This is a genomic window from Puia sp. (assembly GCF_035546395.1).
Taxonomy (GTDB): Bacteria; Bacteroidota; Bacteroidia; order Chitinophagales; family Chitinophagaceae; genus Puia.
In genome coordinates this window covers 278,606-299,063 of the sequence record NZ_DASZXR010000005.1, presented here as the reverse complement: position 1 = coordinate 299,063, position 20,458 = coordinate 278,606, and the positions used below count along the sequence as shown (strand labels likewise).

The window sequence follows — 20,458 nt, the reverse complement described above, 5'->3', positions numbered from 1 at the left end:
GGTGATTTTTTTCTATTTTTTTATATTTGGTTGGGTACCTCTCCAGTGCCTGCCAAGATGGACTATCTTATTTTTCTTGCCGGTGTCGGGCTTGTTGTGTTGGCCGCCTACTTTATCGCCAACGCGGTATACCGGCGTGTAAGGAAGCGTGGCAGGCCGGCTGCGGTGATGATCTATCTGATCACTTTTCTTGTGTGTGCGTTTCTCATTGGATTTATCGTGCTTCTGATCATGGTTGCGGATGGGCCGCGGTAGGTCCATTTGCGGGATGCTCCGTTGGGATCGCCATTTAAGCGGTATCTTGCTGCCATGGAGAAAATCTTTGGTTTGGCGGCGGGCATTATTATCGGCAGTGCGCAGGTGATCTACCTGATCAACACGATCACGAAGAAGGTGAGGCCGAGCGTGCTTTCGTGGACGGGCTGGGCCTTTCTGATGGGGACGAGTGTGGTGTCGCAGGTGGTTGGAAAGGGTTGGCAGTGGAGCATGACGAGCGTGCTTTTCTCGACGGTGGGTTGTCTGACGATCGGGATGACGGCGCTGGCTACGCGGAACTATTCGCTGGAGCGAAAGGACTGGCAATATGTGGTCTGGAGTGCGGGGTGTGTGGCGATGTATCTATGGTCGGGCAATCCCTGGATCACGACGGTGTTTGCCATTTGCGCCGATGCCGTCCTTGCGGTGCCGACGGTGGTCAAGGCCTGGCGGGACCCGATGTCGGAGCGTTCGCTGGCCTGGGTGTTGGGTGTGGTTTCGTCGACCCTTGCATTGATCATCTGCGTGGGGCATGATTGGCTCTACGTGTTGTTTCCGGCCTACCTGTTTGTGTTCAACGGGGCGATGGCCTTTCTCACATGGATGCCAGGCAGGCTTCCGGCTTGACGACGATTTGGGTCAGCTTACTTTGCGGGTCAGAAGCCTCCGGACTTTAGGATGAGGTGTGTAAGGAAGCCGAGCCAGGTGATCGAATAAATACTGACGAGGCTGATTAGGCCGATAAATTTCCGGTTGTCGAGGAGGGAAATCTTGCCTTCCATTTCCCGGATGGATTCTTCGATGGGCATAAGGGCGGATTTAGCGTTATCAATGTGATTCAATAACGGATATTGGAGGATACTGCATCTATTGGTACGAGCTGGAGTGGGGGGTGTAACCTTTGGTTTTGTGTTTTTTTTAATCGATTGGTTGTCAGTTAATTGAAAATCTTTGATCCCGGGTGGTTACGAATCGGCACCCGGTGGTTACCAATACTTAGACAAACCGGGAATTATTCGTATTTTGTTAAGCGTAAACCCCTATTTAAAAAAACCTACTTATGAAGACCATTCCGTTGATTGCTATCCTCCTTGCCGTCGCATTTTATGCCTGTCAGAAGGCTGCGCCGGAAGATCCGAATCTGCGGTCCCTTCTTGGGGCGCGGAACGGTCCGCCCAGGTATGATTCTGCGGCGCATAAGCATGATTCAGTAGCGACTAAGCCGGCGGACACGACGAAGCCGGTTGCGAAGTCGGATACGACGGTGGTTCCAACGCCACCCTTTCCTCAACATACGGTTGACAGTCTTAATGGGAATAACCCGAGTGCTCCGAGTAATCCGAGCACGCCGAGTAATCCGAGTACGCCGGCTGTTCCCGCCGCGCCTACTGCGCCTGCTTGTCCGGCGTTGCCTATTTATGGAGACACGCTGATCTATCAACAGCCTGCCAGTGGCGACTATATCGTTCACCCGGTGAATGATCCGGGGCCTGGTAAATATTTTGCCTGGCCGGTGGGCATGGTGCTGGACCAGAATTCGGGCGCCATCAATATTACGCAGAGCCAGACCGGTATGCGTTATATCCTCGGTTTTGTGAAAGCGGGGACGACGGATACCTGTCTTCAGCAGCTGATCATTGGCGGTGCAGCCTATTTTGACAGCGTGTATGTGTTTGAGAATGGGGCGACGGCGGCGGCGCCTTATTTCGAGGCGAACCCGTATCTGCCTTCGGTGTGCGCCAATGGGGGTTGTACCTTCGACGTGACCGGATCGGCGGCGGCCCAGAAGGTGATCGTGGATAAGAATACGGGTGTGATCGACCTGCAGAAGACGCTTAATGGGACGTTGTTGGGTCTTGGCGGGGCCTTTGGGCTGATCCCGGTGGACGGAGCTACGGTGACCACCACCATCTACTATAAGATCAATTACGGCAGCAATAATGCCTTGCAGAATATCCAGGTGCAGCTGCAGTATTACAATAAGAAATCACTGATCAGCGGGGCCCTGTTGGGCGGGATCGTGAATGCGCTGGACAATGTGCTGGCGGGGCATGTGATCTCGACTTCGGCGAGTCCGCGGCCGCCGCTGGTGATCATGACGAGGTTTAATTAACGATTTGACAATATTTTTGGGTTGCGAGGCGAAGGATTGACATCCTTCGCTTTTCTTTGTGGGTACATGGGAAGGGTTGCTTTATTGTTTTTGGGGCTGTTGCTGTTTGGATCTGTTTTGGCGGGTCCTGGCGGACCCGTGGGGGACAGGCTGCTTGTGCGCTACCGGCGTGCGGACAGCCTTTTTCATTTGGACCGGTCGACGCGGGTGACGGATAGCCTGGCGCTGGCTGGGTTTACGGCGGTGGTCAATGAGTTAGAGAAGGCAGGGGCTCGTGGGGACACGTTGTTGACGGTGGCCTTGTTGAAGAGGGGCATTTTGTTGGATGCCGGGGGCGATTATGCTCGCGCGAGGACGGCCTATTGCGGGGTGCTGGGGTACCGGCCCGCGGACGACAGCCTTGTCTTTGTGACGCAGGTGTATGTGGGGACGGTCTACTACAACCTGGACCGGTTTGACTCGGCGAGTTATTTTCTGTTACGGGCGGAGTCGCTGGCGGGCCGGTTCAACGACCGGGATAACAGTGTCCGCTTATACAATACCCTCGGCGCGCTCTACTGCGACAACGGGAATTTCCGGCAGGGCCGTAACTATTTCGATCATGCGCTTGAGCTGGTGCGGGGTGGGAAGACGTATGATACGGCGGCGGCGGTGAGTCTGCAGATCAATATTGCAACGGCTTCGTTCCGGGTGGGGCAATATGAGGATGCGCTGGCCATTTACCGGCAGTTGCTTGGTTACCGGCCTTTGCGAGACTATGTCTATGAGAATATGGGTCGGGCTTATGCGGGGATGGAGGATTATCCGTCGGCGCTGGCCTGGTTTCGCCGGGTGAGCCTGCGGGAGATCCCGAGGGTGTTGAACGAGATGGCGAATGCGGAGCTGCGACTGAACCGGCCCGACAGCTGCCGGTGGTATTTATCGCGGTTGCGTGAGTTGGGACCTTCTGCGGGGTCGGGGAAGATCGGACCGCTGGATCTTGGGCTTAATGCTTTTTATGGGTCGGAGGAGCTGAGTCGGCGGGGGGATGTTGGGGGAGCGCTGAAGGAGGTGCAGCGGGCCATTGATCTGTTCGCGGGGAACTTTAACAAGCGCGATGCGTATGGGAACCCGGTGGGGTTTAGCGGGGCGTTTGCTTATTATAGATTGTTTGATGCGCTGGTGCGGAAGGCGGAGTTGCATAATGGTGAGAAGAACCTGGAAGCGTCTTATGCTACGTATTCGGCGGCCTTGTCGCTTTTGCGATATATCGAGCGGAGCTATGCGACGGATGAGGCGAAGCTGTTTCTGAAAAAGAACAGCGGGATCGTCTATGCCGAGGCTTTGGCGGTATGTCTTGAGCTGGACCGGCGGCATCCGGGCGGCGACTACCTGGAGCAGGCCTTCCTGATCGGCGAGCGCAGCAAGGCCTCGGTGATCACGGCCAATCTCGAGGAGAAGGCCTTTATGGGGGCGCCGGAGGCGAAGGGTTTGCTGGGGCAGGTCGACAACTACAAATATCGCATCGCGCGGCTGAATGTGCGGAGTGAGGGGGTGACCGACAGCAGCGAGCTGGCGGCGATCACGCGGGAGAAGGAGGGCGACGAGATCGAGCTGCTGCGGTTGCAAAAAGCGCTGGAGCAGGATGGAGAATATTACCGGGTCAAATACGGCGATGCCAGTCCGGGTATCCGGGACCTGCAGGGTGAATTGGGACGGAACCAGGCCCTGGTTAGTCTTTATGCCGCCGGAGGGGTCTTGCATGTATTCGTTGTGACGCGGGATGGGTTGCGGCATGTGGCAGTGGATTCACTGGCGCGGTTGGAGCGGGATGTGGAAGCCTGGCTGGAAAAGCTGAAGGCCACGGGCAGTGGTGGGCGGTTTAACGGTGGGGCTGTTGGACAGCGGTTGTTTGCTGCGCTTGTGAAGCCTATCCAGGAGGCTGCGGGTGGACGGACGGAGTGGGTGATCGTGCCCGATGGGGTGTTTGCGTTGCTACCCTTCGAGTCGTTGTATGCGGATGCCACGGGGAACCAATGGCTGGTGGAAACGACGACGATCAGCTACCGGTTCTCCTCTCGGCTGCTGAGCGGTGAACCTTCATCGGGGAAGAGTGTCGGTTCGGGAGTACTCTCGTTTGCGCCTTTTGGAGACCGCGGGGCCGATGTTTTTCAGCGGCTGCCGGCCTCGAAGGAAGAGATTGCCGGGTTGCCGGGCTTACAATGGCTGGATGGGCAGGCGACGAAGGAGCGATTCCTGGCGACGGTGAATCAATACCCGATCGTACACCTGGCGACGCATGCCGTGTCGTCGATGGACAATGCGGCGGGAAGTTTTATAGCCTTTTATCCGGGGAAGGGGCGAACGATCGACAACCGTTTGTATCTCGAGGAGCTGTACGGGTTGAATTTGCAGCCAACGAGACTGGTGATCATCAGTGCCTGTGAGACCGGGCAGGGGGAAGTCGTGCCACAGGAGGGCGTTATCAGCCTTGCTCGGGCATTCGCGTACGCGGGTTGCGGCAGCACGATCAACAGTCTTTGGAAAGCGGATGACCAGGCGACGTCGCTGATCCTCAAACGATTTTATGCGCATTTGCGGGAGGGAGAGACGAAGGCGAGGGCGCTGCAGCTCGCAAAGCTCGATTATCTGAAGAGCGATGCGATAGACAAGAGCCCGTCGTTCTGGGCGCACCTGGTGCTGACGGGGGATAGTGGAGCGTTGTATTCCCGAAGGGGTTGGGTGCTGTGGGTGGTGATCGGACTGGCGGTAATGGGAGCGGGGGGGATTGTGCTCTTTTTGAAAAGGCGGCGGGTGTGATGGGATGAAAAAAAAGCGGCGGCGTTGATCGCCGCCGCCGGGGGACTGCTTTGGGACTATTTATTTTCTTTGTATTGAGCGAGCCTCAGATCAAAGAAGGACATCTTTTCGACCTTTTCATGGTATTTATGGTGCTGATCGGCCCGGATCTTTTCGAGGATCGGCATGGCTTCGTTGACGTTGCGGTGAGCCAGCCAGCTGATGGCGAGGTAGTATTCCGCTTCATCCTGATAGAGGTCAGTGCCGGCATGGGTGTTGACTGCGATGATCTGTTCGAAGTGGCTGATCGCCTCGTCATACTGCTTTTGTTCGAGACAGGCCATGCCGGCGAGGAAGTCCGTTTGATTGGTCCGGTTCTTTGCTGTGGCGGCCAGCCGGCGGACGGCGGTCCAGTCCTTTGCATGGTAGGCCTCCATCACCGGATCGGTATCGCCGGCGCCGCGGGTGGTGCTCAGATTGTAACCGCTGTAATAGCGTTCATACAATGACCCGGAGCTTACCGAGAGATATCTATAGACGGCTGTGCTGGCAGTGATGATGAGGATGACGGCGGCTGCGCGGAGACTTACGCGATAGAGGCTACGTACCTTTGCGGTCGTATTTGTTGCTGCTGCGGTGGTTGTCTCTGTGGCGCTTTTTGCGGTTGCGCTTTTTGCGGCGATCCCCGACTCTGCTTTCCATGCGGTCCTTGCGGCGGAGACCTCCTGGTATAACCCGGCTTCCCTTACTGCGTCAACTGCCAGACGGAGGTAGTTCCATTCTTTTTCCCCTTCGGGATCGTTGCCGATGATGTCTTCGAGGGTGGCCGTGGCCTTGCCCCGGAGGGATTCATCGAGGTGATCGATCAGCACATTTTTTTGTTCGGGTGTCATAGATATAGGCTATTTAATGATTTCCTGCATTTGCCGTGCAACGGCAGGATTATCTTTAATAAGCGCTGTCAGTTGCTGTAGGCATTTGTATTTTTTGTTCCTTACTACCTGTTCGTTCTCATACGGCAGGTGGTAGAGGATCTCTCTCATCGTCATGTTCTCGTAGTAGAAGAGCAGGAGAATTTTTCGGCAAGATTCTCCCAGGCCATCTACCAGGTCGCGGAGCTGTTTCTTTCGCTCGAGTTCGTTGATGTGCTCTGCGACATCGGGCTCATCCTGGGGCCGGCTCATCTCGAACTGTTTGTTACGATGCCCTGCGCGTTCCCGTTTCTTCAGTTCGTTGAACCAGCAATTCTTTGCTATGGACGCAAGGAAGGTCCGAACGTTGGATTCCATCCGGAATTTCCCCTTTTTTACGACATCGATAAAAGCGACGACGGCATCCTGGAAGATATCGTCGGCGTCCTGTTCGTTGCCTCCATAGTGTCTTATAAAAGAGCTTGTCGCCTCGGCATGCTGACGGTAGATGAACTGGATCGCCCGGTTCAGGTCCGTGCCTTCACTGATGGCTTCGATCAACTCCGCATCAGTATATGTTACCTCGGCTTTCATTATATAGTCAATTCTAAGTGGGAATTTGTAACCGCGTCGGGTGGTTTTTCGGGTACAATAGTAACGACTGAATGGCATACTATTGTATGCCATTCAGTTATAATGCCGTTATGGGCGCGGGGGCGGGCCGAAGGTGCGCGCATCGCGCGCGGAGGGAATTTTGTTGTTGGTTGATTTTTAAGTGGTTGTGTGAGTTTGTCGGGGTGATTGGGGTTTCTGGTTATTTTCCGAGTAAGTCCTGGATCTTTCGGCTGTCCAGGTTTTCATGGAGCTGTTGGTCGAGGTAGGCGAATTGGGCGGTGGGGTCGAAGCGCCAGCCGAGAAGGAGGAACTGGGGTTTGTCGTCTCAATGTTGGATATAACGCTCGAAGAACTCCCAGGTTCGGAGCATCTGGTCGATGCGCTGGCGGTTGTCGCCGCTGCGGGTGATCTCATGGGTAGCGCCGGGATGACGGACGTATTCGACGGGGCGGCCTAATACTTTCAGGCTCCGATACAACATTTCTCCCTGTACGAAGCCGGTGCGGCGATCATTCTCACCGTGAAAGATGATCAGCGGTGTGGTAATGCCGGCGACATACGTGATGGGTGATTCTTCTTGGAGGATCGCTTTTGTTTCGGGTTCCCAGGGATAGCCGCCGAAATAGTTTGGCACGAGGCGCCAGGCGTTGCCTTCGCCGAAGAAGGTCGCGAGGTCGTAGACGCCTCGCTGGGCGCAGGCGGCTTTGAACCGATGGTCATGACCGACAATCCATGCGGTGAGATAGCCGGCATAGGAGCCGCCGCTGACGACGAGTTTGCCGGTGTCGGCCCAGCCTTCGGCGACTGCCTTGTCGAGAGCGGTGAGGACGTCGCTGGTTGGCCCTGTTCCCCAATCTTTGACGTTGGCGCGGAGAAAGTCGAGGCCATAGCCGCCGGAGCCGCGGGGGTTGCAATAGACGACGCCATACCCCTTCGCGCAAAAGAACTGGAACTCGAGCCACATGCTTGCTTCACCCGGCCCCCACATGGCCGACGGGCCGCCGTGGATGTCCAATAACAGCGGGTATTGCCGGCCGGGGGTATAGCCGATGGGCTTCATTACCCAATACTCGATGGTCTCACCGATGTTGTTTTTGAAGGAGTGCTTTTCGGGTTGCGAGAGGGCGCGATGTTCCAGCCATTCGCCGTTGAAGGCGGTCAGGAGCTTTGTGTTTTGCATATGGGCGTTGGCGGTGAGGAGCTCGGAGGGGTCGGATAATTCGGTTCTCGAGAAGACGAGGTGGTTTCCCTGCAGATCGAAATTGAGTGTGCCGCTATTGTAGTCGGAGAGTTGGTCGATCTTTTTTGTTGAAACATTGGCGCGGTAGAGGGGTGCGCCGCCGTTGGATTGGGCGGTGAAATAGAGGTATTGGTTGTCAGCTGTCCAGGTGAAGCCGCCGGCGGCGCGATCGAAGGGGATGAGGGTGGGGGTTGCGGCTGTGCTTGTTGCGGTTGCGTTTGTTGCGGTTGCGTTGGCGGCGGTTGCGTTGGCGGCGATGAGGTTTGCGAGCGGCGTGATGTATAGCTGCGGCACGGAGACGAAGGAGGTGGGGCTTACCGTGTAGGCGAGGAGCTTGCCGTCGGGGCTGACGCGGGGATTGTTGAAGACCTTATCCTTTTCGCCGAGGAGTTTTTTGAGATGGGAGCCGTCGCGGTCGGCGATGAATATTTCGCTTTCGAGGGCGCGGTCGGGGTGTTCGGTGGAGTCGAGATGGGCGACGATGATGAGCTTTGCGCCGTCGGGTGTATAGTCGACGTTGTTGTAGTTGTAGAAGCCGGTGGTGACGGCGGTTGGGGTTATTGGCGATTGTTGCACTTTTTGGACGAACCATTGGGTGAAGGTCATGTCGGGGTTGACTTCCATCTCGTCCTGGAAATTGAGCTTTGTGACGACTTTGGCCTTCCGGTCGGTGGCGTCGTTGTCGAGGTAGGCCCTGATCTCGTCGAGGGTGCCGTCGGGATTCGGTTTGGCGACGGAGGAGTTGGCGACTTTGGCGATACCGGCTTGTTCCATGGGCCATGCAGGATGGCTGTGGGCGGGATTGAGGATCGAATCTTTCAGGAGATCTTTGAGGCCGATGCGGGCGGAGAAGAGGATCTCTTTGCCGTCGGGTGACCATTTTGGCGAGGAGGCGCCATAATGAAAGTGGGTGAGCTGTTGCGGTTCACCGCCACCGTCGAGGTTGAGCAGGAAGATCTGTGGCTTGCCGTCGGTGTTGCGTACGAAGGCCAACTGGCGTCCATCGGGACTCCAGGCGGGCTGGGTGGCGCTTTCCCTTGTAGTGAGAGGGCGGGGGCCGGCGGAGGCATCGGTGGGGACGAGGTAGAGTTGGGTGACGTATTTGTAGTCCCATTTGGATGCTTTCGGATCTGTCTCCGGCTCGATAGAGGTGAGGGTGAAGACGGCTTTTGTGCCTTCCTTATTGAGCCGAACCTCGCCGACGGTTCTGATCTTCAGGAGGTCGGTGACCTTTATGGGTTCTTTTTGGGCGCGGGCCTGGAGCATCAGCGTTGCAAGGATAATGACGCCCCAAAGTTGCCGGTGTTTTCTCATGCGTAAAGTTTAGTCGGCTAAACTTACAAAATCCCTGGTAGAAATCCGCTAATTATCCGATCGCGGCGGGGCGGGAAAGAGGGTGGGTTGGCCGGATTGAAAAGCCATGATCCGGGTGAGGAAGGTGCGGGCGATGAGCCCGGCCTTTTTCATGGCCTCGCCGGCGACGGGGCCGTCGAAGTGTTCGTTCAGGGTGGTGAAGAAAAGATGCAGCCAGCGGTTGAAGTGGGCCTGTTCGATGGGGAGGGCCAGGTGTTTGGAGAGCGGGTTGCCGGAGTAGCCGCTTTGGGCAAAGAGGGCCATGCCCCAGAATTTGTACATGGTCTCGAGGTGCTTGTCCCAGTGGTCGCCGATGTGTTCCTGGAAGATGGGGCCGAGAAGATCGTCTTTCCTTACTTTTCCATAGAAGCTGTCGACGAGCAATTTTATATCTGATTCGGACTGGATATCTGCCATCGTGGATGTGTTTGCTGGGGCAAAGATACAGGTTTCGGCGTTAATAAAAGATAAAATTGTCTTTTATTAGACTTTGGCGCAGGGGGGCTATTTTTGCTATATAAAACCTTATTTACGATGAACAAAGCGTTCACTGACTGCTTATGGAAGAATTTCGGGGCGGCGATCGATATGCTGACCAATATTGTCGTCCGTTGCCCTGACGATGTATGGAACGGGGACCCGAAGGTATTTTACCTGGTGTATCACACAGTGATCTTCCTGGACTATTATCTTAGCTATCCGGCCAGGGATTTTCGTCCGGAGTTGCCGTATACGCTGGGGGATATGGAAGATTTGCCGCCGGGAGCGGTGGACGATGTGCTTCCAGACCGGCGATGTACAAAAGAGGAGGTTGTCCATTATTTATCGTCGATCCGCGAGAAATGCCGGCGGGTGATCCTGACGGCGTCGGAGGAGAAACTGGCGGCGCGCTGGATCGATGAGGAGGAGGTGGAAATGCACGGCCTTTGTGCTTCGTTGGTGGTGGACTACAGTGTGTTGGAGATCTTTTTCTATAATTTCAGGCATGTGCAGCATCATGTCGGGCAACTGAATCTTTTATTACGGGAACGGGCCGGCGTGGCGGCGAACTGGATTTCCCAGGTGGGATAAAAACGGAACATGAAACGGTACTTAGGATCTATATTGTCGCTGTTTGGTTGGCGTCCGAAGCGGTCGGAGGCGGAGGCAAGGCTGCGCTGGCAGCGATTGCAGGGGGAGATCGGGTCGTTCGATTACGATGAGCAGGGGTTCAGCTATCCTTTTGAGACGGGGACGGCGGTGGTGCGGTGGGCCGAAGTGGACCGGATCGTTGCGTACAAGCTGGATCTGTTTACGACGGATGAACTCTGTATCGATTTATGAGTATGGAAAATGATTGATTGTCATTCCGACCGGAGCGTTTTTACGGGATTGGCGAGGGCTGCGCGGACGGCCTGGAAGGAGACGGTGAGCAGGGCGATGCCGAGGGCGCCGAGGCCGGCGGCGGCGAAGACCCACCAGTGGATGGGAGTGCGGTAGGCATAGGAGGCGAGCCAGCCGTTCATAGTCCAGGCTGCGAGGGGGAAGGCGATGAGACAGCTTAGTCCGACGAGCTGGAGGAACTCGCGGGAGAGGAGGCCGGTGAGGCCTGGGACGGAGGCGCCGAGGACCTTGCGGATGCCGAGCTCCTTGGTGCGCTGTTCGGCGGTGTAGGCGGCGAGGCCGAAGAGACCGAGGCAGGAGATGAGAATGGCGAGGCTGGCGAAGAGGCCGGCGAGTTTGCCGATGCGGCTCTCGTCCCTGAAGAGGCGGTCATACTGTTCGTCGGCGAATTTGACCTCGACGGGATAGCCGGGGTTGTCGGCCTTTATGACGGCGGTGATCTTTGCGATGGCATCGGAGGCGGTTGTGCCTTTACGGAGGCGCATGTCGATGCTATGGCAGTACGAAAAATCTTTGGGATTGCAGGTCATATACATGGGCGCAGGCTTGGCATACATGTCGTTATAGACAAAATTGTTCACAATGCCGACGATGGTGGCGGGCACGCGGTTTTGTCCGTCGAACATGATGACCTGATTGCCGGCCTTACCGGCTTTGCCCATGAGCGTGGCGAGGCTTTCGTTGATGATCACCGAGGTGCTGTCGACGGCGGCATTGGGATAGAAGTCCCGGCCTGCTACGATCTTCAACCCGCTGGTGGCTATGAACCCGGGTGTGACGATGGTCCTGGTGATGAATTCCTTGCTGTTCATATCATCGCCTTCCCAGATGAAGTGCTGGTTGTCGGTTCCGCTCCACATCTGCAGCGGCGGGCTGAAGCTTAGCGCCACGTTGTCGAGGACGCCGGTGGCCATTAAATGGTTGCGGATGCCGTCGAAGTGTTCGGCCATTTTTCCCTGGACGTCGAGATAGAGAAGGTTCTGTTTTTCGAAGCCGAGGTCGCGGTCCTTCACATATCGAACCTGCTGGTAGATGATGATCGTGCAGATGATAAGCGCTACGGAAACGACGAATTGGGTGGTGACGAGGGTCTTCCGGATGAATCCGGCGCCGCCCCTTGCGTGGACCTTCAATCCTTTCAGCACGGTGACCGGGTTAAAGGACGAGAGGTAGAAGGCGGGATAGCTGCCGGAAAGCAAGCCGCAGCCGATACCGATGGTGACTAAGCCGATAAGATGACTGGTGGTGAAGGGGTGGAAAACGAGCTCTTTGCCCACGAGGTCGTTGAATGCGGGCAGGGCAAGGACTACGAGCAGAACGGCCCCGATGACGGAAAGAAAGGCCAGCAGGAGGGATTCGGCAATAAACCGGCTGATGAGCGATTGTTTCAGCGCGCCAAGGGTCTTACGTACGCCGACCTCCCTCGCGCGTTGGCCGGCGCGGGCGGTGGCGAGGTTCATGAAGTTGATGCAGGCGATAAAGAGGATGATCGAAGCGATGAGCGAGAACAGCCGTACGAATTTTATCGATCCGCCGTCCTGTTTCCCGTTGACGAAATGGTTGTAGAGATGCCAGTCCTTCATCGGCCAGAGGAGCATGTTTACCCTGGCATAGGCCATGTCCTTCGGACGGATGATGGCCGTGAGCTTATTGGCGATGGAATTGGGATCGGCGCCCGGTTCGAGCTCGAGGATCATCGGGCGGCCGAAGCTACCCCAGGTGGTGAGCCATGACAGTTCATCGGTATAGTCTTCCCATGCAGCGAGCCAGTTGAAATGAAGCGTGACATTCTCAGGAAAATCGGGGACGATGCCGGTGACCGTGTAGTTGATGCTATTGCCCATCAACAAGGTTTTGCCCATGGGGTCGGTGTCGCCGAAGAATTTGCGGGCGGTGGACTCCGTGAGGACGATGGAATGCTTTAGCCGGAGACAGCCGGATGGGTTGCCCTTGAGGAAGGGTATTTTCAACAATTGGAAATAGCTGGAGTCGGCGAAGGTTCCATTTTCATAGATCAGCTTTTCGCCGACGGTGAAGAGCCGGCGTTCGTTATTGGTAAGCCGGACCGCATAGCGGATGCCGGGAATCGTCTTTATCGCTTCCGGCGCCATGACGCCGGGGACGTTGTCGAAACTGGTGATCGTGCCGTTGTAGGGCATGTTGAGGCGGGTCCAGTAGATATGTTTGCTATCGGCGACGGAATGATCCCAGGTGACCTCGTCTTCCACCCATAGGAAAATGAGGGTTGCGCAGGCGATACCGAGGGCGAGGCCGGCCATGTTCAGCAGGCTATAGGTGGGTTTGTTGCGCAGGCTGCGGAGTGTCGTGAGGATATAGTTGCTAAACATAATTGATCATTGTTGGATTTGGCTGTATAAGATGTTAGCGGGAACGGGGGAATCATCAATGTCTTCCGGTTTGATATATAAAGGCTCCGGACCATTTCCGTTTGTCGCATGCAGGTATTCGACCTGTAGGGGATAGAAACCTTTTGCGAGGGGTACCATGTATGATTCCCCGCCGGGTCCGATGTGGTTGCCGAGGATGTGGCGGCCGCCGATCGTCACCCTGAATTGTTTCCCGCCGTTCTCCAGGATGTAGTATCCCGGTTTGTCGATGTAGATATATCCTTCGAACGCGGCGAGGTAGCCGGTGGAGGGGAAGGCAGAGAAGTCGAATCCGCCGCGACCTTTGCGGGTAGCCGCCAGGCGGGAGTGATAGGGGAGGGAATCCCAGCTGCCTTCATATATCGAATATTGGAGGCCGCCGGGCTGGACGCCCGCGGGCTTTGAAACGGGCTTTATGACCTCGCCGACCTCGAAGTAAGCGCTGTCGGTCCTGCTATATTCGTCGCGGACGCAGAAGGAGCGGAAGCGGACCCAGCCGGTTTTGGAGATGCTGATCCTTGTTTGTTCCCCTGCCAGAGAGGGAGATGTTGCTGTTGGTTCGGAGCCGTCGACGGTATAGCGGATGTAGGGGCTGTCGGCGAGATTGTAGCAGGTGAGGGGAATTGGTTTGTCTTTGACGACGAGTCCGCGCGACGGTTTTATAGCGATCTCCCGGGAGGTCGGATAGCCACCTTTGGAAGCGTAAAATCCCCCGTATGAGAATTTAAGCCCGTCCCAGAGACCTTTGAACTGGGTGGAATAGTGGGTTTCATTGTCGTAGAGACGGCGCCGCCATACGAGGCCCCTGGGGGCCTGACGGGATAAGAGGGAGTCCATTTTTTCGACGCCCATATATTGAAATGCGCTTCCCTCGCGGCCCGCGAGCCAGAGCGTGTTGTGCAGGCTGCTGAAGCCGGGGAATCGTTTGGTGGCATATTGCACGGGCCAGAAGTTGTCCCACCAGAGACTGGGGTCGACGGCGATATATGAGGTGAAGAGGGTTGGCTCTTTCAGGAACGTGTATACTGCCATCAGGCCACTCAGGGACCCGCCATAAAGGGTGTGGCCGCTCCTTTTTACCAGGTAGTGTTTTTGCATGTAGGGGAGCAGATCGTCCTTGAGCCAGGCCAGGTATTTATCGGCGCCGCCGGTCTCGCCGTCCGTGTGCGTTGGGGTAAAGTCCCGGTCGCGGTTGGACATGCCGTTTTTTTGGGTATTCAGGACGCCTACCAGGATCAATTGGGGGATGAAGCCTTCGCCGCACAGATAATTGTATTCCGTTGTTACAAAGTCGGAGATGCCTTCCAGACAATAGAGGACCTCGTATCTTTCGGGTTTTGCCGGGTCGTAGTCTTTGGGAAGAATGATGTCGATGTGCCTTTCTTCCTGCAGGGCGGAGGAATATAGCGAGTCATGGATGGTTGACTGGGCAGGACAGAGGGAGGGCCAGCTGAAGAGGACGATGGTGATGGCAGTGAGGAAACAGTGTCGCATTCCGGGTGTGCAACAGCATTTGTGCCATTTTGTGTTCGCCTGGACGTCAGGGATTTAGACGGCATGGCCCTTTTGAGGTGTACGGATATGATACGGACGATGTCCGGTTGCGCCTTCGGCGCTTTTGTGTATATTCCCGGCACAAAACATAATTATGCGTCGTTGCCTTTTATTGCTTTTGCTTACGGGCTGTCATTCTTCGAAGGAAGGGAATGTTTCCTGGGCTGTTTATGGCGGGGGGCCGGAAAATATCCATTATTCTGCGTTGAGCCTGATCGATACGGCCAATGTTGCGAAGCTGCAACCGGCGTGGGAATATCATACGGGGGATGGGGATAGCCTTTCGCAGATCCAGGTGAATCCGTTGGTGATCGAAGGGGTGTTGTATGGGGTGAGCCCGAAATTGCGGCTGTTTGCGTTGGATGCGGCGACGGGGAAGGCGAAGTGGGTATTCGATCCGATCGCGCCGGTGGATGGGGATACGCCTAAGATTGCTATCAACGCTTGCCGGGGAGTGGCTTTTTATACGGCCGACAGCGGGAGGGATCAGCGCCTTTTTTATGGGGCTGGATCCTGGCTGTATTGTATCGATGCGCAGACGGGGAAGCCGGCGATGGGATTTGGGGAGGGCGGGCGGATCGATCTTCATCATGACCTGGGACGGGATGTGGGCGATCTTTTCGTCGCGTCGACGACGCCGGGGATGATCTATAAAGACATGATCATTATCGGGGACCGGGTGGCGGAGGAGGCGGCGGCTGCGCCGGGGCATATCCGGGCCTATGACGTGCATACGGGGAAGTTGCGATGGATCTTCCATACCATTCCTTACCCGGGGGAGAAGGGTTATGAGAGTTGGATGGATACGGCGGCGTACCGGCATATCGGTGGGGTGAATAGCTGGTCGGGGTTCAGTCTCGACCAACAACGGGGGATGCTGTTTGCCCCGGTGGGGTCGGCTTCTTATGATTTCTATGGCGGGAAACGGCTAGGGGACGATCTGTTTGCCAATTGCGTACTGGCGCTGGATGCGAACACGGGCAAACTGCTCTGGCATTTCCAAACGGTGCATCATGATATCTGGGACCGGGATCCGCCCACTGCGCCGGTGCTGGTGACGGTGATAAAAGAGGGGAAACCTATTCCTGCGGTGGCGCAGGTGACGAAGAGCGGGTTTGTATTCCTGCTGGACCGGATGACGGGGCAGCCGTTGTCGCCGGTGGAAGAGCGGCCGGTGCCGACGGATTCTGCGTTGCCGGGCGAAAAGCTGTCGCCGACGCAACCTTACCCGACGGGGATGCCGGTATTTGCGCGGCAATCGCTGACCGAAGCGGATCTGAACCGACTGGTTCCCGATTCTTCACTGGATACGTTGAAGCGGCAGCTGGCCAGTTATCGGACGGGGCGGATGTTCCTTCCGCCGACGCGGCAGGGGACGGTTATTTTTCCGGGATTCGATGGGGGCGCCGAGTGGGGCGGGCCGGCGTATGATCCGGGGACGGGATTGCTGTATGTCAATGCCAACGAGATGCCGTGGGTGCTTACCATGATCGATGCGAAAAAGGCCAACGCGGTGGTGAACGACAAGGAGGCGACGGGAAAAGTTGTGACGGTCGGGGCGGCGGCGAAGGCCTTGTATGCGACGAACTGTGCGGTTTGTCATGGGGCGAACCGGCAGGGTGGGGGAAATTTTCCGACGTTGGTCGGGGTTAATAAAAAATATACGACGGGGTCTTTTGTGACGTTGATTGCCGGGGGACGGAGGATGATGCCGGCTTTTAAGCAGCTTAGCGAGGGAGAGAAGAAGGCGCTGGCGGCGTATGTGCTGGAGAAGGGAGATGAATTGGGAAAGCGGTTCGTGAATACGGGCGCTAAACCGGAAGATCCTTACTTTACCTTGCCATATGCGGCAACGGGCTACAATAAGTTCCTGACGAAGGAAGGTTACCCGGCGGTGGCGCCGCCGTGGGGGACGCTGACGGCGATCGACCTGAATGCCGGCGCCATTGCCTGGAAGGATACCCTGGGGGACTACCCGGAATTCAAGGCGAAGGGTATCCATACGGGGACGGAAAATTATGGCGGGCCGGTGGTGACGGCGGGCGGGGTGTTGTTTATTGCGGCGACGAGCGATGCGAAGATCCGGGCGTTCAACAAGCGTACGGGGCAATTGCTCTGGGAGGGCGATCTGCCCGCGGCGGGTTTTGCGACGCCGGCGGTGTATGCGTCGGGTGGGCGGCAATACGTGGTGATTGCGTGTGGAGGAGGGAAATTGCATAAGAAATCGGGGGATTCGTATGTGGCGTTTGCGCTGCCGGAGTAAGAGGCATCCGTCAGTATTGTTTTTGCGTTTACAACCAAAAAATAGTTAACAATGAAACATTTTAAAATTTTGTTTGGCATTTTGCTGTCGGCCGGTGTTTTCGTTGCGTGCAATAATCAAGAGGCGAAGCCGGTTGTGGCGGCTCCGGCCGCGGATTCATCCGGTATCAAGGAAGAAACCATTTCGTTCCCGGCGGATTCGGCGAATCTGAATGCTTTTGTCGTCTACAATGACTCCGTAAAGGGAAGGCGGCCCGCGGTGATCGTGATCCCCGAATGGTGGGGCTTGAACGATTATCCCAAGATGCGGGCGAGGATGTTGGCGAAGCTGGGCTATGTGGCGATGGCGCTGGATATTTATGGCGATGGCAAGGTGGCCGACAACCCGGATAGCGCCAAGGCGTATGCAACTCCTTTTTATATGAACCCAATGAAGGCAAAGATACGGATCGACTCGGCCATTGCACGGCTGCGGAAATACGATAATGTGGACCCGGAGAATATCGGGGCGATCGGTTATTGCTTTGGCGGCGGCGTCCTGCTGAATACGGCGCGGCTGGGTGACGACCTGAAGGCCGTTGTAAGCTTTCATGGATCGCTGATCGGCACGCCGGCGAGGAAGGACCTGCTGCGCACGAAGATCCTGGTTTGTCATGGCAATGCCGACAAATTCGTTTCGCCGGCGGATGTGGCGAAATTCAAGAAACAGATGGATTCGATCGGGGCGAATTATACTTTTATCGGTTATGACAGCGCCACGCATGCTTTTACCAATCCTGCATCGACAGCGACGGGGGAGAAGTTCCATATGCCTATTGCGTATAACGGCAAGGCCGATACGGCGAGCTGGCAGGCGATGACCACCTTTTTGGCGGGTGTATTTGGAAAATAGTCATTTGAGCAGGTGTCCGTTCTGGACCACCCATTTCAGCAGCGCGTTGTTCTCGTCGGCGAGCTCCAGTTTGCGGCAGATGTTGTGCCGATGATTCTTTATGGTAAAGCGGCTGAGATGGAGGGTTTCGGCGATTTCCATGGTCGTCTTTTTCTCGCGGATGAGGCGGAGGATGCGGAGTTCGGTCTCGGAGAAAAGGGTGCTTGTGGGGAGCATGGGTTTGCCGATGCGGTCTTCGGCGTTGAGGCGGCTGATGACGAGCTGGACGCCGGCGAAGAGCTGGCTATCGTCGATGGGTTTTATGAGATAATTGGCGGGTTGGGTGGCGGCCGCCTTTTCGATGATGGACCTGGTCTCGTAGGAGGTGATATAAATGACCTCGAAGGCGTAGCGGCGGCGGAGGTTGGTCACCAGATGGATCCCGGAGAGTTCCGCTTCGAGCTGGATATCACAAAGCAGAAGGTGGGGCAGCATTTCGGCCATGGCGGTCTCTGCTTCGGACCGGCTGACGGCCACGCGGGTCTCGCAGTTGAAATTGTTCCGGAGTTGCTGTTCGATAAAGCGGGCGATGATGATCTCATCTTCGATGATAAGGATGCGTACCATTGGGTTCTCAGACTGGAATCGTGAAAGAATAGTGTAATCCCTTTTCTCCGGAGATACTCATTTGTCCGTTCATCTGGCGGGTCAGGTCCTTGATGAGGGGAATACCCATCGTGAACTTTTCGGTCGAATCACCCGCGGGAATGCCGATCCCATTGTCGGAGTAGTAGAATTCCAGCCGGTGTTCGTTCACCTGGATCGCGCGTACGCTTATACAGGGATCGGGATGATCCCTGAAGGCGTGCTTGAAGGTGTTGGTGAACAACTCGGAGAGTATGAGGCCAAAGGAGAGGGTGTGTTTGTCGCTGAGGCTGATGCCGGCGGGGATGTCCTGCAGGATGCGGGTTCGTTCGCGGATGTCGTAAATTTTCTGCAGGTGGACGGCGAGCTCGGTGATGAATTCGCAGAGGCCGATGTTGCGGCCTTTCTCGAAATTGAACAGTTTTTCATTAACGAGCATCATGGCCCTGATCTTGCCGATGTTGCCTTTGAGGATATCGCGGGAGACGCCGTCCTTGACGATGGGTAATTGCAGGCTGAGGAGGCTGTAGAGCAACTGGAGGTTGTTCTTGACGCGATGATGGAGTTCGTTGATGAGGGTTTCGATCTTTGTATTGCGTTCGGCCAACTGGTATTTCTGATTCTGCAGGCGTTTGTTGCTGACGCGGAGGGCTTCGGTACGTTCTTCCACGCGTCTTTCGAGGATGGTGTTTTGGTATTGCTGGAGGCGGTTGAGCTCTTCCAGCGCCGCCTGTTTGGCCAGCTCGTGGCGGCGCATCTCTTCCTTCAGGCCTGTTGCGAAAATGAGGAAGATGGCGATGTTGAAGAAGTTACCGACGGTGCTCACGGTGTTGAGCGACTGTTCTTTGCTTACGAGGATGGCGATGGTGAGGTAGAGGCCCGACACGCAAAGCAGGACGAGGCCATAGGCGAGATACCGGCGGGCGGGGTTTAGCCGGGGCCAGCAGATGTATAGCGTATAGCCGACGACGAGGAGCATAAAAGGATGGGTTGCGCGATCGATCAGGCCCGAGACAAAGTAGTTGCCCGTAAAGTAGTCGATGCTGAAGGCCGAGAGGGACCTGAGGACCAGCAGGATGGGTACCCAGCGCATCCAGGCGTACACTTTCGGGAAGTCGGTGCGCAGCTGCCAGAAGTCGACGACCAGCAGGTAGAGACCCAACAGGCCGAGGTAGAGAAAATGGGGGTTCAGGAGCCAGGCGGAGGCGGGGTGTTCGGGAGCAAACCATTCGATCCAGTAGCCGTTGTTGCTAAGCGCGTAGCAGCCGATACCGCCGATGCTAAGCAGCAACCAGAGATAGGGCCGGAAGCGACTGACGATCCAGGACAGTAAAGCGTATATGAAGAGGATACAGATGGCGCCGAAGAGGGCGATGTCGATGGATTCCTTTGTATGTGCGGAGGCGAAGAATTGCCGCGCGGGCTGGAGTACGAAGTCGAATTGGGGCTGGTAATATTTTGTGTGGTGGACCCGGATGAGCAAGGTGTAGGCGTGGTTCTTTTCCAGCGGCAGTGAGCAGAAGAACCGGCCGTCGCCGTCGGCAAATTTGCTTCCCGGCTGGAAGGCGCCGGCCGCCCGATGGGTGATGAGCGACGTATCGTTATAGAGATAGACGTCCACGAACGTGAGGTGGCTGAAGGAGAGGATCTTCCCCGGATCGTTCCTGTCACCGGTGTGAATAGTGGCGCGAAGCCAGTAGTAGCTGACCGGATCCCCTTTCGGGAGGGAGGCGAGAGGCGTGAAGTCTCCGGGGCGGTGGATGAGGTCGTCTGCGGTGGCGGCGCCTTTTTTATCTTCAAGGGCGGTGAAAACCGGTTGGAGTGCGAGACGCTGACCCACCGGGTCGGGAGGAGGGCTCCCATAGGTTGGATGGAATAAAAAGAGGATGACAGCCAGGATGGGTAGTCCCGACGGCCTTAAAAAGGATATTTCACGCGCCATCCCGATAAAAATACAAAAATTCCGACCTCACGAACAAGTAGTTGTACGTAAAAAAACTAGGGAGGACCCATTATGTGGAAAAAAATCCAGTTTTTCTACAGGGTTTAATACAGAATTAATACCCCGCATCGGGGGAGGATGTATCTTAC

The 20,458-nt window shown here is 56.2% G+C and carries 16 protein-coding genes; 7 read left to right on the top strand and 9 right to left on the bottom strand.

The genetic code is table 11. The features are described from left to right. The first annotated feature begins 309 nt into the window (after positions 1–309). Complete coding sequence (locus tag VHE34_RS06125; protein ID WP_325585729.1) at positions 310–882, top strand: hypothetical protein; 573 nt, start codon at positions 310–312, stop codon at positions 880–882. Positions 883–911: 29 nt separating this feature from the next. Here VHE34_RS06125 and VHE34_RS06120 read toward each other — a convergent pair whose 3' ends face one another. After that, positions 912–1,064: a hypothetical protein gene (locus tag VHE34_RS06120; RefSeq protein WP_325585727.1), complete on the bottom strand. Its 153-nt coding sequence runs from the start codon at positions 1,062–1,064 to the stop codon at positions 912–914. A gap of 251 nt (positions 1,065–1,315) precedes the next feature. On the opposite strand from VHE34_RS06120, the gene VHE34_RS06115 reads away from it, so the two are divergent. Then, complete coding sequence (locus VHE34_RS06115; protein WP_325585725.1) at positions 1,316–2,368, top strand: hypothetical protein; 1,053 nt, start codon at positions 1,316–1,318, stop codon at positions 2,366–2,368. A gap of 66 nt (positions 2,369–2,434) precedes the next feature. Beyond that, the gene (locus VHE34_RS06110) at positions 2,435–5,167 is read left to right on the top strand and encodes a CHAT domain-containing tetratricopeptide repeat protein (RefSeq protein ID WP_325585723.1); all 2,733 of its coding nucleotides are present in this window, start codon (positions 2,435–2,437) and stop codon (positions 5,165–5,167) included. Positions 5,168–5,223: 56 nt separating this feature from the next. On the opposite strand, the gene VHE34_RS06105 is transcribed toward VHE34_RS06110, so the two are convergent. The 4 genes from VHE34_RS06105 to VHE34_RS06090 all read right to left on the bottom strand — a co-directional run bounded on the left by VHE34_RS06105 (position 5,224) and on the right by VHE34_RS06090 (position 9,682). Then, positions 5,224–6,039, bottom strand: a complete 816-nt coding sequence (locus VHE34_RS06105) for a tetratricopeptide repeat protein (RefSeq protein WP_325585721.1) — start codon at positions 6,037–6,039, stop codon at positions 5,224–5,226. A gap of 9 nt (positions 6,040–6,048) precedes the next feature. Continuing rightward, a complete protein-coding gene (locus VHE34_RS06100; protein ID WP_325585719.1) occupies positions 6,049–6,651 on the bottom strand; it encodes a sigma-70 family RNA polymerase sigma factor in 603 nt (200 codons plus the stop codon). 346 nt (positions 6,652–6,997) lie between these two features. Next, positions 6,998–9,226 carry a S9 family peptidase gene (locus VHE34_RS06095; RefSeq protein WP_325585717.1) on the bottom strand — a complete coding sequence of 743 codons (2,229 nt, stop codon included), beginning with the start codon at positions 9,224–9,226 and terminating at the stop codon, positions 6,998–7,000. A 48-nt stretch (positions 9,227–9,274) separates the two neighbouring features. Then, positions 9,275–9,682: a group III truncated hemoglobin gene (locus tag VHE34_RS06090; protein ID WP_325585715.1), complete on the bottom strand. Its 408-nt coding sequence runs from the start codon at positions 9,680–9,682 to the stop codon at positions 9,275–9,277. A gap of 117 nt (positions 9,683–9,799) precedes the next feature. On the opposite strand from VHE34_RS06090, the gene VHE34_RS06085 reads away from it, so the two are divergent. Then, positions 9,800–10,336 carry a DinB family protein gene (locus VHE34_RS06085; protein WP_325585713.1) on the top strand — a complete coding sequence of 179 codons (537 nt, stop codon included), beginning with the start codon at positions 9,800–9,802 and terminating at the stop codon, positions 10,334–10,336. A gap of 9 nt (positions 10,337–10,345) precedes the next feature. After that, positions 10,346–10,588, top strand: a complete 243-nt coding sequence (locus VHE34_RS06080; protein ID WP_325585711.1) for a hypothetical protein — start codon at positions 10,346–10,348, stop codon at positions 10,586–10,588. Between the two features lie 20 nt (positions 10,589–10,608). On the opposite strand, the gene VHE34_RS06075 is transcribed toward VHE34_RS06080, so the two are convergent. Continuing rightward, on the bottom strand, positions 10,609–12,996 hold the full coding sequence (locus VHE34_RS06075) for an ABC transporter permease (protein WP_325585709.1): 2,388 nt from the start codon (positions 12,994–12,996) through the stop codon (positions 10,609–10,611). 6 nt (positions 12,997–13,002) lie between these two features. Then, entirely contained in the window at positions 13,003–14,529 is a 1,527-nt protein-coding gene (locus VHE34_RS06070; RefSeq protein WP_325585706.1) for an alpha/beta hydrolase-fold protein, read from the bottom strand. A 154-nt stretch (positions 14,530–14,683) separates the two neighbouring features. Here VHE34_RS06070 and VHE34_RS06065 point away from each other — a divergent pair, with 154 nt between their 5' ends. Beyond that, the gene (locus VHE34_RS06065; RefSeq protein ID WP_325585704.1) at positions 14,684–16,852 is read left to right on the top strand and encodes a PQQ-binding-like beta-propeller repeat protein; all 2,169 of its coding nucleotides are present in this window, start codon (positions 14,684–14,686) and stop codon (positions 16,850–16,852) included. Positions 16,853–16,903: 51 nt separating this feature from the next. Then, complete coding sequence (locus tag VHE34_RS06060; RefSeq protein WP_325585702.1) at positions 16,904–17,743, top strand: dienelactone hydrolase family protein; 840 nt, start codon at positions 16,904–16,906, stop codon at positions 17,741–17,743. Here VHE34_RS06060 and VHE34_RS06055 read toward each other — a convergent pair whose 3' ends face one another. Further along, complete coding sequence (locus VHE34_RS06055; protein ID WP_325585700.1) at positions 17,744–18,349, bottom strand: DNA-binding response regulator; 606 nt, start codon at positions 18,347–18,349, stop codon at positions 17,744–17,746. A 7-nt stretch (positions 18,350–18,356) separates the two neighbouring features. Further along, positions 18,357–20,309, bottom strand: a complete 1,953-nt coding sequence (locus tag VHE34_RS06050) for a histidine kinase dimerization/phosphoacceptor domain -containing protein (RefSeq protein ID WP_325585698.1) — start codon at positions 20,307–20,309, stop codon at positions 18,357–18,359. Between the last annotated feature and the right edge of the window lie 149 nt (positions 20,310–20,458).